Origin of the sequence: Aureimonas mangrovi (assembly GCF_014058705.1) — a bacterium.
In the GTDB taxonomy this organism is placed as follows: Bacteria; Pseudomonadota; Alphaproteobacteria; order Rhizobiales; family Rhizobiaceae; genus Aureimonas; species Aureimonas mangrovi.
On record NZ_CP059692.1, the window covers coordinates 3253659 to 3268425 of the forward strand.

The window sequence follows — 14767 nt, forward strand, 5'->3', positions numbered from 1 at the left end:
AGAGCCGATGACGAAGACCATCATCCGCAACGCGGCCTTCGTGGTCGCCTGGGACGACGAGAGCGCCGCGCACGTCTACCACACGGACACCGACGTCGCCTTTTCGGACGGGCGGATCACCGCCCTCGGCTCCGTCGCCGAAGAGCCGGGCGACGAGATCGTCGACGGGGCGGGGATGATGGTGATGCCCGGCCTCGTCAACGTCCACTCCCACCCCTCCAGCGAACCTCTGAACAAGGGCTTTCTCGACGAGCTCGGCTCGCCAGCCCTCTACAATTCCTCCCTCTACGAGTTCATGCCGATCCTTCGGCCCGACGCGGACGCGGTGCCGGACTGCGTCGAGGTCGCCTATTCGGAGCTGTTGCTCTCCGGCGTCACCACGCTCGCCGATCTCTCCGTCGCGCATCCGCGCTGGCTGGACCTTGCCGCGCGAAGCGGCCTGCGCGTCGTCGTCGCGCCGATGTACCGCTCGGCCCGCTGGTTCACCCGCAACGGCCATGTCGTCGACTACGAATGGGACGAAGCCGCCGGCGAAGCGGCAATGGCGCAGGCGCTCGACATCATCGACAAGGCCGAGGCCGATCCGAGCGGGCGCTTGTCCGGCATGGTGTGCCCGGCGCAGATCGACACCTGCTCGGCCGACCTCATCCGCGACAGCTTCGCGGAAGCCGAAAGGCGCGGCCTGCCCTTCCAGATCCACGCCGCGCAGTCCGTCGTCGAGTTCCACGAGATCACGCGGCGGCACGGCGTGACGCCGATCCAGTGGCTGCGCGATCTCGGCGTTCTCTCGGAGCGCTCGATCATCGGTCACTCGATCTTCCTCGACGACCATCCGGCCGCGAACTGGCACACGCGTGAAGACCTCTCGCTTCTCGCCGGGACTCAGACGACCGTCGCCCACTGCCCCACCGTGTTCCTGCGCCGCGGCATCGCTCTGCGTGACGTCGGGCGCTATCTGCGCGCCGGCGTGCGGGTCGCGATGGGCACCGACACGTACCCGCACCACATGCTCGAGGAGATGCGCAACGTCGCCTATGTCGCGCGCCTGATGGCGCAGAACCCGCGCACCCTCAAGACGACGGACGTCTTCAATTTCGCGACCGTCGGCGGCGCCACGGCGCTGGGTCGCGACGACATCGGACGCCTCGCGCCCGGCGCGCGCGCCGATATCGTGATGGTCGACGTGACGCATCCGATGATGCGGCCCGGCCGCGACCCTGTGCGCAGTCTCGTCTACGCCGCCGCCGAGCGGGCGGTGCGCGCCGTCTTCGTGGACGGGCAGAAGGTCGTCGAGGATGGGCGCGTCCTGACGATGGACTATCCGGCGGCGGCCGAGCGGCTGCACGAGGCGCAGAAGCGCACGGAGGAAGCCGCACCGGCGCTCGACTTCGCCGGCCGCGCCGTCACGGACTATTCGCCGCTCACCTTTCCGCTGCGCCAAGAGGCGTCATGAGCGAGCCGGTCCTGAAGATCTCGGATCTCGCGACGACGTTCCGCACCTCGATGGGCGAGGTGCGCGCCGTCGACGGCGTGAACCTGACGGTGGAGCGCGGCCGCACGCTCGGCATCGTCGGGGAATCGGGCTGCGGCAAGAGCATGCTGTCGCTCTCGGTCATGGGCCTCGTGCCCGCGCCCGGAAAGATTTCACGGGGCGAAATCCGCTTCGAGGGCCAGAACCTCGCGGGCCTTTCGCCATCGGCCATGCGCGACATTCGCGGCAACGAGATCGCGATGATCTTCCAGGAGCCGATGACGAGCCTGAACCCCGTCCACACGGTCGGCTTCCAGATCGTCGAGGCGATCCGCGCCCACGAGCGGATGTCGCAGAAAGCGGCGCGCGCCTTGGCGCTCGATGCGCTGAAGAAGGTTCGCATCCCCTCGCCGGAGCGCCGGCTGGACGAGTATCCGCACCAGCTCTCGGGCGGAATGCGCCAGCGCGTGATGATCGCGATGGCGCTCGCCTGCAGACCGACGCTCCTGATCGCCGACGAGCCGACGACCGCGCTGGACGTCACGATCCAGGCGCAGATTCTCAATCTGTTGCGCGATCTTCAGGCCGAGACCGGCATGTCGATCGTCCTCATCACGCACGATCTCGGCGTCGTCGCGGAGGTCGCCGACGACGTGGCCGTGATGTACGCGGGCAAGGTGGTGGAGCGCGGCTCGGTGACGGACATCTTCGATGATCCGCAGCACCCCTACACGCTCGGCCTCATGGGCTCGATGCCGCGCATGGACGAGGAGACGAGCCGGCTCGTCGCGATCGAGGGCATGGTGCCGCCACCCTTCCGCCTTCCGCCCGGCTGCCGCTTCAACCCGCGCTGCCCCTTCGCGGACGACCGGTGCCGCAGCGAGCAGCCGCCGCTCGCCGTCGTTGAGGGCGCCCATCTGGCAGCCTGCTTGAAGGCGCCGCTGGAGCTGAACGCATGACGACGACGCCCCTTCTCGAAGCGCGCGGGCTGCAGAAGCTCTTCCCCATCGCCAAGGGCATCATCCGTCAGAAGGTGGTGGCCGAGGTTCGCGCGGTGGACGGCGTCGACTTCGACATCATGCCGCGCGAGACGCTAGCCGTGGTCGGCGAATCCGGCTGCGGAAAATCCACCATGGCACGCCTCGCCATGCGCCTCATCGAGCCGACGGCCGGCACGCTGCGCTTCGAGGGCCGCGACATCACGCATGCGCAGAAAGGCGACATGCGGCGCCTGCGGCGCGAAATGCAGATCGTCTTCCAGGACCCCTATGCCAGCCTCAATCCGCGCATGACGGTGGCCGAGATCATCGCCGAGCCGATGGTGGTGCATGGCGTCGGCGACGGCCCCTCCCGGCGCGAGCGGGTGAAGGAACTTCTGCGCCGCGTCGACCTCGCACCTTATCATGCGCAGCGCTATCCCCACGAATTCTCCGGCGGGCAGCGCCAGCGCATCGGTGTCGCGCGCGCCCTGGCGCTTTCGCCCAAGCTCATCGTCTGCGACGAGCCGGTCTCCGCGCTCGACGTCTCGATCCAGGCGCAGATCGTCAACCTCCTGCAGGACCTCCAGGACGAACTCGGTCTCAGCTACCTCTTCATCTCGCACGGGCTGGCCGTGGTGAAACACGTCTCCGACCGGGTGGCGGTGATGTATCTCGGCCAGATCGTCGAGATCGGCCCGAAGGCCCGGATCTACGGCAATCCGCGCCACCCCTATACGCAGGCCCTTCTCGCCGCGGCGCCGCAGCCGGACCCGAGCCGTCGCGGCCAGCGCCAGGAACTGGGCGGCGACGTGCCGAGCCCGATGAACCCGCCGCCCGGCTGCCGCTTCCACACGCGCTGCCGCTTCGTCGAGGATCGCTGCCGCACCGAGGCCCCGGTGCTGCGCGAGATGGGAGCGGGCCATCGGGCCGCCTGTCATTTCGCCGAAACGATCCCGGCCTATGCGCCGGCCGACACGATGCGCGCGACGAGCGAGAGGCTGCGCACGCGCCTCGACCTCTATGCAAGCCGCCGCGCGAGCGCCAAGACAGTTGCTGCGGTCGCGCGCTGAGTCGCCTTCGGGCGGGACGGCGGTCGGAAACAGGGAGGAGAAAAAGACGATGAACGGTGCCGACAGCCTTTGTGACACTCTGCTGGCGAACGGGGTGGATGTGTGCTTCGCCAACCCCGGCACGTCGGAAATGCACTTCGTCGCCGCGCTCGACCGCAAGCCGCAGATGCGCTGCGTGCTCGGGCTGTTCGAAGGCGGAGTGACGGGCGCGGCAGACGGCTATGCGCGCATGGCCGACAGGCCGGCCGCGACGCTCCTTCATTGCGGCCCCGGCCTCGCCAACGGTCTCGCCAATCTTCACAACGCACGCCGCGCGCGCACGCCGATGATCAACGTCGTCGGTGACCACGCGACCTACCATCTCGTCCACGACGCGCCGCTGACGAGCGACATCGAAAGCCTCGCGCGGCCGATGTCGCAATGGGTCGGGCGCGCCGAGCGGGCGCAGGACGTCGCGCCGCACGCGGCCGAAGCCTATGAGGCGGCGATGGCCACACCGGGCGTTTCGACGCTGATCCTGCCCGCCGACGCGGCCTGGGGCGATGTCGCGCCCGAGACGCAACCCGTCGTCGCCGGGCCCATCGTGAAACACGCCGTCAACAGCGCGGCCATCAACGCCGCCGCCGCGGCCCTGCGCTCGGGGCGGCGCACGCGGCTGCTCCTCGGCGGACTTGCCCTTCGCGCCGACGCGCTGGAGATCGCGGGCCGCATCGCGGCCGCCACCGGGGCGCGGCTCCTGGCACCCATGTCGAACGGTCGCATCGAGCGCGGCGCGGGCCGCGTGCCGCTGGAGCGCGTGCCCTATCCGATCGATATCTCGCTGGTGGCCCTTGCCGACATCGAATGCCTCGTCACGGTGGGCGCGAGCGTGCCGGTCGCCTTCTTCGCCTATCCCGGCAAGCCGGGCCGGCTGATCCCAGACGGCGCGGAGGTCGTCGAGATGGGCGCGCCGGGCGACGATCTCCTTGCCGCGCTCGAGGCGCTGGCCGACGAACTCGGTGCGACCGGCCCAGCGATCCTCGCAAAGGCGCCCGAGGCGCAGAACGTGACCGACGGCGCGCTCACCGTCGAGAACCTCAACATCCTCCTGGCGGGCGCCATCCCCGAGAACGCCATCGTCTGCGATGAATCCGTCTCGTCAGGCCGGCAGTTCTTCGCGATGTCCCAGGGCGCCCCGCGGCACGACTATCTCCAACTCACCGGCGGCGCGATCGGCATCGGGATTCCGCTGGCGGCCGGGGCCGCCGTCGCCTGCCCGGATCGCAAGGTGCTGCTTCTGCAGGCCGACGGCAGCGGCATGTACACCTGCCAGGCGCTGTGGACCCACGCGCGAGAAAATCTCGACGTCGTCACGGTGATCTTCTCGAACCGCGCCTATGCGATCCTGCAGGGCGAGATGCGCAATGTCGGCGTCAACCATTTCGGCGAGAACGCCCGGCGCATGCTCGACATCGACCGCCCGGCGCTCGACTGGGTGTCGCTGTCGAGAGGCATGGGCGTGGAGGCCGGCCGCGCCGAGACGGTGAGCGCCTTCCGCAAGCTTCTCACCGAAGCGCTCTCGCGCAGGGGACCTTTCCTCATCGAAGCCGTTCTCTAGAAGCATCGGATCATTCGCGCCGGATGAAGTCGGCGCCCAGCATAAAGACGTCGAAGGAACCATCATGTCGTCCCTGCCCAACTCCGTTCACGCCCGCGACGTGGAATATCTCCTGCACCCGGTGACGAACGCGCGTCGCCACGAAGAGGTCGGCCCGATCGTCATCGAGCGCGGCGAGGGCATTCACGTCTATGACGACGAGGGCCGCGAATATATCGAGGGCATGGCGGGGCTGTGGAGCGTCGGGGTCGGCTTCGGCGAGAAGCGCCTCGCGGAAGCGGCCTACAAGCAGATGCTGAAGCTGCCCTACTACCACTCGTTCAGCCATAAATCGAACGAGCCGGCGATCGATCTGGCCGAGAAGCTGGTGCAGATGTCGCCCGAGCGGCTGAAGCGCGCGCACTTCACCAATTCGGGCTCCGAAGCGAACGACACCGTCCTGAAGATGGTTTGGTACTTCAACAATGCGCGCGGCAAGCGGGAGAAGAAGACCTTCATCTCCCGCCAGAACGCCTATCACGGCATTACCATGGTGGCTGGATCGCTCACCGGCCTGCCGGTGAACCACCGCGACTTCGACCTGCCGATCATTCCGGTGAAGCACCTCACCTGCCCGCACTACTGGCGCAACGGCCAGGAGGGCGAGAGCGAGGAGGCCTTTGCCCAGCGCCTCGCCGACGAGCTCGAGCAGACCATCCTCGACGCCGGGCCGGAGACGATCGCAGCCTTCATCGGCGAGCCGCTGATGGGCGCGGGCGGCGTCCTGCCGCCGCCGGCCGGCTACTGGCAGAAGGTGCAGGCCATCTGTCGCAAATACGACGTCCTCCTCGTCGCCGACGAGGTGATCAACGGGTTCGGGCGCCTCGGCACGATGTTCGCTTGCGAGCATTACGGCATCGACCCGGACATCATGGTCCTGTCGAAGCAGATCACGTCCTCCTACCAGCCGCTGGCGGCAATCCTGTTCTCCGACGAGATCTACCAGGGCATCGCCGACAATTCGGCGAAGATCGGCACCTTCGCCCACGGCTACACGGCCTCTGCCCATCCCGTGGCCTGCGCGGTGGCTTTGGAGAACCTGCGCATCATCGAAGATGAAGGGCTGGTGGAGAACGCGGCGCGTTCGGGCGCCGTCCTGCATCGCGAGCTCAAGTGCTTCGAGGAACATCCGCTGGTCGGCGAAGTGCGCGGCGTCGCCCTGATCGCCGCCATCGAGCTCGTGGCCGACAAGGCCACGAAGGCTCGCTTCGACCCCGTCGGTAAGGCGGGCGCCTATCTCTTCGCCAAGGGCCACGAGCACGGCGTGATCCTGCGCGCGATGGGCGACCAGATCGGCTTCTGCCCGCCGATGATCATCACGGAGGACGAGACGGTGGAGCTGGTCCGCCGCTTCGAGATGACGCTGGCGGACACCTATACCTGGCTGAAGAACGAAGGCGTGATCGCGGCCTGACCGCGGTTTCAGCGCTCTCGCTTGCGCGGGAACAAGCGTGCGACCGCACGTCGGAGGCGCCACCGCGCCTGCTGCAGTTCGCGCGTTCGCCGCAAGCCGGTCGCCGCACGCTCCATTTCGCGCTTGGCACCCGGCCGCAGCCCGATAACCATCGTGCCGATCTCGACGCGCTCGCGCCAGAGATGGCTCATCAGCGAGTGGTCTGGCACCGCACAGGAGTCGACCGAGACGATGTCGTGGTCGGCGACGAGCGCCTGCGTCACCCGCGCCATGAGCTGGAAACCGGGCGAAGCGTCGGCGTGCCGCTCGTCATAGGCCGTCTTCCACAGGACCGCATCGCCGCCGCTCGACAGGACGACGACGCTCGCGACGGGCAGGGTGTCGAGGCGCAGGGTATAGATGCGGGCGCGGCCCTTCTCGGCGCATGCGTTCACGGCTTCGCGGGCAAAGGCAGCGCGGTAGCGATCGGTCAGCATCGCCGAGCGCGCCCTGCCCTTCCAGCCGCTCGCCTCCAGCGCGAGGAAATCGTCGAGCGCGCTGCGCACCGCAGCCGGCTCTCGCGCGCACTCGAAGGTCAGCGCGCCCCGCGCTTCGAGCAGCCGACGCTGGCGGCCGAGTTCGCGCCGGCGCTTGGGCGACAGAAGCTCGCCCAGGACATCGACGCGGCCGACCCTCGCGTCGAGCGCGGCGCGCGAGCGCGTGTCGACGATCTTGGCCAGAAGCCCGCGCCGTTCGACCTCGCGTTGGAGATGGGCCACCACCGGCCCGCCGAGCCACAGGTCCGGCACCACGAGGACGGGCGGCAGATCGAGTGTGGGATCGCGCAGCGCGTCGAAGAGGTTCGACAGCATGCGCGCGGGGTCGTCATGGTCGAGAGGCAGCGTGCCGCGCGGGCCGAACGGATGCGTCCAGGTGCGCACGACCTTCTGCCCGCCGCCCAGGGCCCCCGCGTTCTCGACCGAGAACGGCAGGAGCATCCGCAAGCGGTCGCGCCCCGGCTCACCATCCCGCGCCACCAGAAGGCGCAGCGAGCGATCGTCGAGCCGCGGCATGGCCGGCACGAGAAATTGCGGGGTGAAGAACACGTTGCGCTCGATGGCACGGCCAGTGAGGAAGTCGAGTTCCTCGACCAGATCGAACGCCGCCAGGGGCTCATAGACCGAAAAGCGCACCCGTTCGCCGAGCTCGCCGACGAGGGCGCTCGCCTGCGCGCGCGTTGCATTTTCGCTTCCAGGCACCAACGAGAGCACGCCGCCGTTTCCTGTCGTCTTCGACGCCGATTTCGGTCTGCGCATCGAGATGTCCACCGGCTCCTTGCGGGCCGCGGCGGGCCGCGGGATCGAGAGTCAGCCTAGGCGCGCGAACTTAACATTCCCTTGGATATACCGCCGGCCTTTTTGTCATCCCGCGAAGCCGCCCCCGGCCAGAAACGCCCGCTCCTCCTCGGTGGATGCGCGCGAGAGGAGCCTATTGCGGTGGGGGAAGCGCCCGAATTTCGCGACGATGTCACAATGCTCGATGGCGTGGGGCAGATTCTCCTCGCCGATCTCGCCCATCCAGGTGACGCACGCTTCCTGGTCGGCGAGGTCCTCCGAGTGCATCAGCGGCATGGCGAGGAACTGGTTCAGGTCGTCGCCGACATGCTCGTGGTCGCCGCGCGCCAGCGCGCGCTTGGCAACCGCCAGCGCCTTTTCGTCGCTCTCGTACATACGCGGGCTGTCACGGTGGATGTTGCGTGAAAACTGGTCCAGAAGGATGACCAGCGCCAGAGCGCCGTTCGGCTCCTCGGCCCAGTCGTCGAACTCGCCGAGACGCGCGCGCTCGTAGACGTCGCCGAAGCGCTCGCGGATCGTCGCGTCGAGCGCTTCGTCCTTGACGAACCACTTGTCGGGTCCGAGGTCGCGCCAGAAGTCGATGATGGTCTGGGGGTCGATGGAGTATTCGCTCATGCCGCGTCCGGGGGATGACAATCGATGGGTTTGCGAGGCGGGAGATAGTGCGCTGGAACGCGGGGCGGAAGAGCAAAGGCCGGAGACGCTGCGTCTCGATCTGCGCGGCCTCAAATGCCCACTCCCCGCACTGAAGACAGGAAAGCGGCTCGCCGCGCTCTCTTCAGGTGAGACGCTGGAGGTTCTGTCCGACGATCCGCTCGCCGGCATAGACATTCCCCATCTGTGCCGCGAAGGCGGCCACAAGCTGATTTCCACCGGCCGCTCGGAAGGCGCTCACCGTTTTCTCATCGAGCGCGGCTAGAGCATCGACCCAAAGCGGCTAGGGCATCGACCCGAAAACCGTGTTCGGCTTTCGCAAAGCCTGATGCGTAGGCTCACAGGACTAGAGCGACCTTTGCGCGTCCGAAAGGACGCGCGGCGCGCTAGAACGTGGCCCCCGGCACGGCCAGCGGATTTTCCAGAAGTGCGGCGCGATCGGCCGCATCGGTGCGCGGTTCCCCGATGGCGGCCGCGAAGAGATCGCGTGCCACGCGCTCGTCGAGGCTCTCGCCGATGACGACGATGCGCGTGTGCGGCACGGTCCCGCGCGGCCAGCCGCGCAGATAGGCCGGCGGGTGCAGGCGGCGCCCGGCGCCGTGGAGCACCAGCGGGCGATCGGGCCGCTCTGCGGTCCGGACCACCGCCTTCATCCGCAGGACGCGATCGCCGAGGATCGAGGAGACGAGGCCGAGAAAGTCACGAACCGCCTCCTCGCGCACCGGGCTCTCATGCAGGATCGAGAAGGAACGCACGCGGCCCTCGTCCCCATGCGCGTGGTGGTGATGGTGATCGTGCCCCTGCGCATGGGCGGCCGCGCCTTCCAGCCAGCGCATCACGTCCGGTTCGCGATTCGCCGGATCGTAGAGCCCGCCGGCGAGGATCGTCGCGGGATCGAAGCTTGCCTCGTTCGCCCGCTCCACGATGGCGCGCGGGTTGAGCCGCCGGGTCAGGCGTTCGACCGCCGGCTCGTCTTCGGGCGCCGAAAGATCGGTCTTCGTCAGGACGATGCGGTCGGCGCAGGCGATCTGCCGCTCAGCCTCGATCCGGCCTTCCAGAGCCTGTGCATCGCTCGCGTCGACCACGGTGACGACGCCGGCCAGCGCGTAGGACTGGACGAGCGCGGGATGCGCCATCAGCGAAGCGAGGATCGGCGTCGGGTCGGCAAGGCCCGTCGTCTCCACGACAACGCGCGAAAGCGGGCGGAGCCGCCCGGTCTGCACACGGTCGACGAGGTCGGCCAGCGTGTCGACGAGTTCGCCGCGAACCGTGCAGCAGACGCAACCGTCGGCAAGCTCGATCACCTCCTCACCCGAGCGCTCGATGAGCAGGTGGTCGATCCCCACCTCGCCGAACTCGTTGACGATGATGGCGGTGTCGGCGAGCGCAGGATCGCGCATCAGCCGGTTGAGGAGCGTCGTCTTGCCCGCTCCGAGAAAGCCGGTCAGCACGGTGACGCGGATCGGGAAGACCTGCGAGGCGCTGTCATTCACTGGCGGTCGCCTCTCCCTGTTCGACCGTGCTGCCACGAAGCTCGTCAGCGTCGGTCACCGCGTCGCTGGCCGCGGCCGCCGCGACCGGGCCGTCCACCGGGCGCCAGGTCGGGATCGGAATGCCGTAAGCGGCGATCAGCGATATGCCGGCCTCGATCGTGTCCGTGCCGGCCGCACCGCCCAGCATCACCGGCACGGTCACCCGGGGCCTGTCGAGTTCCGTCATGTAGGGCGAGCCGAAGGCCTCCTCGCGCTCGGCCTCCTTCTCACGCTCGTTGGCGCGGGCAGTGCGCCCCTCGGCGGAGCAGATCTCGTCGCTGATGTCGGCAGGCTCGCCGGACGAAACCGGAAGCTGGTCGATCGTCAGCGGCTGAATCGCGGCGTCGGTGTCGAAGCCGGTCTCCAGGAGCGCGGCGGCGGTGCGCGCCCGGGTGATCGGCCCGTCCGCGCCCAGCACCACGGCGACCAGCGTGCGGCCTTCGCGCGTCGCCGACGCGACGACGTTGAAGCCGGAGGCGCAGATGTACCCGGTTTTCATGCCGTCGGCGCCGGCGAACTGGCCGATGAGGTCGTTGCCGTTGCGCATGATCGTGTCTCCGGCCGAGATCGCCTCGGTGGAGAAATAGTCGGTGAAGGCGGGGAACTCTCGGCGGATGGTCATGCCCAGTATGGCAAGATCCTTGGCGCTCGAATGCTGGCCCTCGCCGGGCAGGCCGTTGGGATTGATGAAGCGGGTGTCGCGCATGCCGAGCCTCGCGGCCTCCGCGTTCATGCGGGCCACGAAGGCGTCATGCGAGCCGGCGAGCGTCTCGCCGATCGCGACCGCGACATCGTTGGCGGACTTCACCATGATCATGCGCAGCGCGTTGTCGAGGCGCATGACAGAACCGGCCTCGTAGCCCATTTTCGACGGTGCGGCCTGCGCGGCATCGCGCGTCATCACGATCGGCGTGTCGAGCGCGGCCTCGCCTGCCTCCATCATCCGGAAGGCGATGTAGGCGGTCATCAGCTTGGTCGTGGAGGCGGGATACCAGCGATCGCTCGCCCCATTCTGCGAGAGCACCTTGCCGGTCGACACATCGACCACGACCGAGGTCTCCGCCAGAGCCGGCGCGCCGAGCGCCATCGACACGGACAGGGCCGCGAGGGCTGCCGAGCGTCTGAAGATCGCGAACATCGCAACGTCCCTTCGTGTCGGCGAATGATCGCCGCCGCAGCCGCGCCTTAGCGGCCCCCATGCCGGCGCCGTCGACGCATTGCGAACGGGCCCGTCTCGCCCTTGTGTCGCTGCCGTGGCAGGATGGCTGACGTCGAACTTAGAACACCCTCGCAACCGGAACCACAAGCCGCATGCCGCTTCATCAACGAATCGTTTCCATCGAGAGCGAGATCATCGGATGGCGCCGAAGCCTCCATGCGCGCCCCGAACTTCTCTACGAGGTGGAGGAAACGGCCGCCTTCGTGGCCGAGAAGCTGCGCGCCTTCGGCTGCGATGTGGTGGAGACGGGAATCGGGCGCACCGGCGTCGTCGGCGTCATCAGGGGCACCGGGCCGGGGCGCTCGATCACGCTTCGCTCAGACATGGACGCCCTGCCGATCGAGGAGGAGACGGGCACACCCTATGCCTCGCAGAAGCCAGGCATGATGCACGCCTGCGGCCATGACGGGCACATGGCCATGCTGCTCGGAGCCGCCAGGCATCTGTGCGAGACGCGCGACTTTTCAGGCACCGTCAACGTCGTCTTCCAGCCGGCCGAGGAAGGCGGCGCGGGGGCGCGCGCCATGATCGAGGACGGGCTGTTCGAGCGCTTCGAGACAGACGCGGTCTACGGCATGCACAATCTGCCCGGCATGCCGGTCGGCTCCTTCGGCGTGCGCCCCGGTCCCATCATGGCCTCCACGGACGAGTTCACCCTGACGGTCGACGGGCGCGGCGGCCATGCCGCCATCCCGCAATTGTCGCGAGACCCGATCCTCGCCGGCTCGGCTCTCGTCCAAGCCCTACAGCAGGTGGTCGCGCGCAACGTCGATCCGCTCGATTCGCTCGTCCTGTCGGTCACGCAGTTCCATGCCGGCTTCGTACACAACGTCATTCCGGACACCGCCGAAGTGTCGGGCACGGTGCGCAGCCTGAGCGCCAACGGTCGGGCGCTCGCCGAGACGCGCATTCGAGAGATCTGCGCCGGCATCGCCGCCGCGCATGGCGTTGCGATCGAGGTCGAATACGACCGCAATTATCCGGTGACGATGAACGATGCCGCGGAGGCCGCCCGCTGCGGTGAAATCGCGGCCGCGATCGCGGGCATCGCACAGGTGGATTTCGCAGCACAGCCGCTGATGGCAGGCGAGGATTTCTCCTATATGCTCGAGAAGCGTCCGGGGGCCTTCGTCTTCATCGGCAACGGGCCGTCGGCCTCGCTGCACAACGCGCGCTATGACTTCGACGACCGGGCGCTCGTGTACGGTGCGTCTTACTGGGTCGAACTGGCCAAAGCGGCCACACGCGCCTGAACCTGGTGCGGATACGCTCCACTTGCAGCGTTCGCCGTTTTCGGACCGAGGGCGTTCCTAGCGGTCGCGTCCCTCATCAAGGCTGACGATCAGGGCCCGAAGCTTCTCGCGCACATCCTGATCCGCGATACCGTCCAGCGAGATGGCGCCTGCGGCAACTTCGGCCCCGGGAGCGGCGCCCTCGCCCTCACCGGTCGCAAGCCCTTCGAAGAAGAAGGCCGGGGCAACGTTGAACGCGGCGGCGATACGGAACAACGTCGCTGCACTGATTCGATTGGCGCCGGTCTCGTACTTCTGGATCTGCTGATAAGTCACCCCGATCATCCGGCCGACCTCTTCTAGCGAGGCATGCCGCGACACTCGCAAACGGCGCAGACGTGCGCCGATATGGATGTCGACCGGGTCGCGTTCTGGTTTCAAAAACTTCTACTCCAAGCGCTTCCATCCGCGATCTACGACCACGCGCGCCCGACATCAATAGAGAATTTATGTTCGATAAAGTTTAAGTTTCACAACCTTCGATTATATCAAGCAGCAAATTTGCTGTACAAACAAGTAATTACCACAATCTCAAAAAACAGTATTTAATTTTTCGAATTGTGTTACTTTGACAAAATGAACTAATCTAAAGTCTTATTTGTGCAAGGGAAAAATTTATAATTTACTTTCCTGTCACATAATTTTTACATGACTTTGGCGCACCGAGCGGGCGTCCGCTCCCTTCGCTAATCCGCTCCCTTCGCTAAGGTGACAGGCTGTGACGGCCACCTTGATGCCGCTGGTCGCCCATTTACTCAACCTTTTCAAATCTCATGCGTTATGTCGGGCGAAGGCTTCGTGGCGCACAGGGTAATCGAGATGGCGGATCGCATGGCGCTCGAGGGGAAGAATGTTCTCCTCATCGAGGATGAGTTCGTCATCGCGATGGATATCGAAGCGGAACTGGAAAGCGCTGGCGCGCACGTCACCTGCGCCAGCCGAGTTCAGGAGGCTGCCAGCGCCGTCGAGGACGGAGGGTACGATGCGGCCATTCTAGACCTGAACCTCCACGGTGAGGTTTCCTTCCCAGTCGCCGATCTACTCGTCGCGAAGGGCGTGCCCTTTCTCTTCCATACCGGTCACGGCGTTCGTGAAAAGCTCGAGAATCGCTATCCCGGCGCGGTCGTCTGCAACAAGCCTTGCACCCACACCGATCTCATCCGCAGCCTCGACAGCGTGATCTCCGCGCGCTGCGCCTGAGAACGCGGGAGTGCTGCAGCACGTGCAGCTTACGCCTTTCTCCCCCGTCTCCACTCTGGACATTCCAGGCATCCTGTCATCGCATGGCGCGAGCGCCAAGGCGGCGAAACGACGCTCCCGGAGACACTTTCAGCTATGCCCTTCCTCCCTCTTTTCGTGCCCGCCGACCGTCCCGAGCGCTTCGCCAAGGCGGCGGCGTCCGGCGCGGACGCCGTCTTCATCGACCTAGAGGATGCCGTTGCGGCAGCGTCCAAAGCCAGCGCGCGCGATGCGTTGCCGCGCAGTCTCGGCGCGAGCGGCCCGGCAGGTAGCTTCTTCGTGCGCATCAACGCCGAAGGCACCCCCTTCTTCAAGGATGACCTCGACGCCGTCTGCGGCCTCGACATCGCGGGCGTCGTGGTGCCGAAGGTCGAGGCTCCCGAGACCATCATCCGCATCCGCGAGCGACTCGGCCCCGGTCGAGTGGTGATCGCGATCGTCGAGAGCGCCCATGGTCTCGTCAACGCCCGCGCCATCGCACAGGCCGCGGACAAGGTCGCCTTCGGCTCGATCGACTTTGCCGTGTCGATCGGCGCCGCACACCGTCGGGACGTTCTTTTGCCCGCCCGCTCCGAGGTCGTCCTGGCCTGCGCTCTGGCCGGCCAGCCTGCGCCGATCGACGGCGTGACGACGGCCATTTCCGACGCGGCGCTCATCACGGACGATGCGGCCTATGCTCTGGCGCTCGGCTTTGGCGGCAAGATGCTCATCCATCCCGCGCAGGTGGCGCCGAGCGTGAAGGGCTTCGCGCCGACACCGGAGGAGACGCGCGAAGCACAGCGAATTCTCGCGGCGACGGGCGGGGAAGCCGTCGAACTCGATGGGCGGATGGTGGACGTCCCGGTCGTCGAGGCGGCACGTGCGATCGTTGCGCGGGCCGAGGCGGCCGAGGAGCGCCTGTCGCGCTTCGCGGGCTGACCCTTCGA

14 protein-coding genes are annotated in these 14767 nt (G+C 67.2%); 9 read left to right on the forward strand and 5 right to left on the reverse strand.

Going from position 1 to position 14767, the window contains the following annotated elements; translation table 11 throughout:
• Positions 1 to 7 precede the first annotated feature (7 nt).
• From H1343_RS15760 to H1343_RS15780, 5 genes are all read left to right on the forward strand, one after another.
• The gene (locus tag H1343_RS15760; protein ID WP_185983776.1) at positions 8 to 1453 is read left to right on the forward strand and encodes an amidohydrolase family protein; all 1446 of its coding nucleotides are present in this window, start codon (positions 8 to 10) and stop codon (positions 1451 to 1453) included.
• Positions 1450 to 2430: an ABC transporter ATP-binding protein gene (locus tag H1343_RS15765; RefSeq protein ID WP_185983777.1), complete on the forward strand. Its 981-nt coding sequence runs from the start codon at positions 1450 to 1452 to the stop codon at positions 2428 to 2430. Before H1343_RS15760 ends, H1343_RS15765 begins: the two co-directional genes overlap by 4 nt.
• Entirely contained in the window at positions 2427 to 3521 is a 1095-nt protein-coding gene (locus tag H1343_RS15770; protein ID WP_185983778.1) for an ABC transporter ATP-binding protein, read from the forward strand. Before H1343_RS15765 ends, H1343_RS15770 begins: the two co-directional genes overlap by 4 nt.
• Before the next feature lie 49 nt (positions 3522 to 3570).
• A complete protein-coding gene (locus H1343_RS15775; protein WP_185983779.1) occupies positions 3571 to 5118 on the forward strand; it encodes an acetolactate synthase large subunit in 1548 nt (515 codons plus the stop codon).
• 64 nt (positions 5119 to 5182) lie between these two features.
• Positions 5183 to 6571, forward strand: a complete 1389-nt coding sequence (locus tag H1343_RS15780; RefSeq protein WP_185983780.1) for an aspartate aminotransferase family protein — start codon at positions 5183 to 5185, stop codon at positions 6569 to 6571.
• 8 nt (positions 6572 to 6579) lie between these two features.
• Here the strand turns inward: H1343_RS15780 and H1343_RS15785 are convergent, their stop codons facing one another.
• Positions 6580 to 7866: a GNAT family N-acetyltransferase gene (locus tag H1343_RS15785; protein ID WP_185983781.1), complete on the reverse strand. Its 1287-nt coding sequence runs from the start codon at positions 7864 to 7866 to the stop codon at positions 6580 to 6582.
• Positions 7867 to 7971: 105 nt separating this feature from the next.
• The gene (locus H1343_RS15790) at positions 7972 to 8520 is read right to left on the reverse strand and encodes a DUF924 family protein (RefSeq protein ID WP_185983782.1); all 549 of its coding nucleotides are present in this window, start codon (positions 8518 to 8520) and stop codon (positions 7972 to 7974) included.
• Here H1343_RS15790 and H1343_RS15795 point away from each other — a divergent pair.
• The gene (locus H1343_RS15795; protein ID WP_185983783.1) at positions 8519 to 8824 is read left to right on the forward strand and encodes a sulfurtransferase TusA family protein; all 306 of its coding nucleotides are present in this window, start codon (positions 8519 to 8521) and stop codon (positions 8822 to 8824) included. The two genes, H1343_RS15790 and H1343_RS15795, sit on opposite strands and share 2 nt — an antisense overlap.
• A 121-nt stretch (positions 8825 to 8945) precedes the next feature.
• Here H1343_RS15795 and H1343_RS15800 read toward each other — a convergent pair whose 3' ends face one another.
• Entirely contained in the window at positions 8946 to 10052 is a 1107-nt protein-coding gene (locus H1343_RS15800; RefSeq protein WP_246333156.1) for a CobW family GTP-binding protein, read from the reverse strand.
• Positions 10045 to 11229 carry a D-alanyl-D-alanine carboxypeptidase family protein gene (locus H1343_RS15805; RefSeq protein WP_185983784.1) on the reverse strand — a complete coding sequence of 395 codons (1185 nt, stop codon included), beginning with the start codon at positions 11227 to 11229 and terminating at the stop codon, positions 10045 to 10047. The genes H1343_RS15800 and H1343_RS15805 overlap by 8 nt, the downstream gene beginning before the upstream one ends.
• Positions 11230 to 11402: 173 nt before the next feature.
• Here H1343_RS15805 and H1343_RS15810 point away from each other — a divergent pair, with 173 nt between their 5' ends.
• Positions 11403 to 12563 carry a M20 aminoacylase family protein gene (locus tag H1343_RS15810; RefSeq protein ID WP_185983785.1) on the forward strand — a complete coding sequence of 387 codons (1161 nt, stop codon included), beginning with the start codon at positions 11403 to 11405 and terminating at the stop codon, positions 12561 to 12563.
• Between the two features lie 57 nt (positions 12564 to 12620).
• Here H1343_RS15810 and H1343_RS15815 read toward each other — a convergent pair whose 3' ends face one another.
• The gene (locus H1343_RS15815) at positions 12621 to 12983 is read right to left on the reverse strand and encodes a helix-turn-helix domain-containing protein (RefSeq protein WP_185983786.1); all 363 of its coding nucleotides are present in this window, start codon (positions 12981 to 12983) and stop codon (positions 12621 to 12623) included.
• A 417-nt stretch (positions 12984 to 13400) separates the two neighbouring features.
• Between H1343_RS15815 and H1343_RS15820 the strand changes: the two genes are divergently transcribed.
• Both H1343_RS15820 and H1343_RS15825 read left to right on the forward strand, forming a co-directional pair.
• Positions 13401 to 13802, forward strand: a complete 402-nt coding sequence (locus H1343_RS15820) for a response regulator (RefSeq protein WP_185983787.1) — start codon at positions 13401 to 13403, stop codon at positions 13800 to 13802.
• A 135-nt stretch (positions 13803 to 13937) separates the two neighbouring features.
• Complete coding sequence (locus tag H1343_RS15825) at positions 13938 to 14759, forward strand: HpcH/HpaI aldolase/citrate lyase family protein (protein WP_185983788.1); 822 nt, start codon at positions 13938 to 13940, stop codon at positions 14757 to 14759.
• Positions 14760 to 14767: the final 8 nt, after the last annotated feature.